The sequence below is a fragment of the Moorena sp. SIO4E2 genome (genome assembly GCF_010671945.1).
Classification (GTDB): Bacteria; Cyanobacteriota; Cyanobacteriia; order Cyanobacteriales; family Coleofasciculaceae; genus Moorena; species Moorena producens.
This window is the reverse complement of record NZ_JAAHIE010000928.1, coordinates 1-2,200: the sequence shown is the minus strand read 5'-3', so window position 1 is coordinate 2,200 and position 2,200 is coordinate 1. Positions and strand designations below refer to the sequence as shown.

The window sequence follows — 2,200 nt, the reverse complement described above, 5'->3', positions numbered from 1 at the left end:
CTCAATATCCTAACTTCTGTGGAATCCCTTTAAAATAGAAAAAACATTATAAAAAACATTATAAAACATTAATTGGGCAAAACACCTCAAATAACTATGACTGTAGTTAATATACCTGTTGAAACAAGTCCCATAGTGTTGAAAATTCCGACTGTGTTAAGTTCCCTTGTAGTTGGTCAAACCATTGCTGTTTAATGTTCCCCATTCCCAGTTCGTAAGCATTCAGCCGTGAGCCTTGGCCTATGGCCACGCTACGCGAATGGCTCACGCTAGTTGAGGTGCTGTCAGCCGTCAGCTTAAAATAAAATTCAAAGTCTGGGGATTTACCCTTGGCCTTGGCCTTTGGCTGATAGCACCTCAACTAGCACCTCAAGTAGTCCATAGGCTGATACTTGAGGTGCTGATAGCTGATAACTTACCCCTGTTCCCTGGTTTGATCAGTAATTCAGAGGCACAATAGTGGTGCTCAAACCATAACTACTGAGTAATTTCAGCACCCGATCAATATTTTCGAGGGTTGTGAACAATCCGGCTTGCATCACAGTTCTTCCTTCAAAGGAGGTCAGGAAAGAATCGGGAATTAGCGATCGCATTAAATCTTGTTGCTGCTCACTCTCAGCATTTACCAAAATCCGGTAACCCTGACTGGGTAGAGCTGAAGTAGGATTATTCTCTTGAGGTCCCCTTTGTTCCGAGTTTGATTGGGTACTTGTAGAAAACACTGGAATTGAGCTACCTGAATTGGAGCTAGCACTAGTATCTTGATTACTAGTATTTTGATTAACCGGTGTACTGATCTGACTAGACATTGACATCATAACGTTAACCTCCTCAGTCGAGGCTGCTGCCGGTGTTGGTTTTGACCTGTCACTTGACGCATCAATCACTTCCTGTGACGGTGAAGCTGTAGTAAAACTGCTAGAATCCTCTCCTGGTTTAGGTGAAGATGTTGGTTCCTCAAAAGATGACTGCTCCTGATTTTGAATAACTTTCAGAGTTAGGGGTGTCAGGGGTTGAGAATGTGAACGTTGAGTCCTAGCATCAGAAGGCTGTTGGGTTTGAGAGGTTTCCTGACTCTGAGTTTGGGACCTTGCTGCTGGTCTAGAAGATTCAGTACTTGCAGAATTATTTAGTGCTGCGTCTTTGCTGATGTTATCAGTCGAGGTAGATGCCTGAGACTCCAAACTCGATGGAACGGGAAATGAAGCTGCTGAGACCTGAGCAGATGTCGGTTCCTTTGTAGGTTCCTTCTCGGCAGGTGGTTGGGATGGGACGACTTGGCTGGGGGTGGTTGGATTCTCCTGAGAATTAGGCTTAGTCTTCTGTGAGTTATTAGAGTTTTCTGCCATGACAACGGCTTGGTTATCAGAAGCATCAGGTGTACTGGCTGGTTTACTAACAGCTGGTTTACTAAAAGCTGGTGTTTCAACCTCCGACTTTTGAATGATATCGTTTTCAGTTTTTACTGAATTAACCTCACTTTTAGTTTCCTGCCCTAGCTGATTACCAAAAGCAATCACAGTAGGCTCAGACTCCTGATTGTTAATGTCAAACCGCCCATTGCCTCGAAATGTATTGTTTAATTTATTGTTTAATGTATTGTTTGTTGATTCTGGTGAATTTCCCCAATCCGGATTAGCTCCGACCTTGAGGACTAATCCATCCAGTTGGGAATTTTCAATGAGGTTATTCTGGAAAAATGGTTGAGCATTGGTTTCAACCACTACCCCATTTTTATTGCCAGTGATGCGATTATTAACGATATGGGGTGCAACGTTTTCGGCAATCAGAATTCCTAAGTCATTATTTTCAAATACATTGTCATCCACTTGAGTGTTTGAGGTTCCGTAAATACTGAGCCCATTGCCTTTATTGTTGTAGAAGTAGTTACTGCGAATTGTTGGTGTACTATTTCCCTCCACAGCAATCCCACTTTTGGTATTCCCAGTTAAGGTATTGTCTTCCACTAAAACCGAACCGACTTCCAGCCACAAACCATAACCTTCTGGATTAGTATTGTTAAGGGTCACGCCAGAAATAATCGTTTGGTCAGCACCTACGATTAGGACATCGTGACTAGCAGCCGTGGCACTAACAAAGGTACCACCGCCGCGAATCACCACATCGTGACCTCTAGTGCGGGGGTTGCCCTGTAGCTTGATACCGGGTTTCAGAAGTAGGGGGAAGGTTTCACCCATGT

Annotated in this window: 2 protein-coding genes; both read right to left on the bottom strand. The window is 43.6% G+C overall.

Annotation, left to right across the window (positions count from 1 at the left end):
- Positions 1–106 precede the first annotated feature (106 nt).
- Complete coding sequence (locus F6K37_RS39080; RefSeq protein WP_008182940.1) at positions 107–361, bottom strand: hypothetical protein; 255 nt, start codon at positions 359–361, stop codon at positions 107–109.
- 76 nt (positions 362–437) lie between these two features.
- On the bottom strand, positions 438–2,200 hold a 1,763-nt coding region (locus F6K37_RS39075; RefSeq protein ID WP_287256610.1), incomplete at its 5' end, for a right-handed parallel beta-helix repeat-containing protein.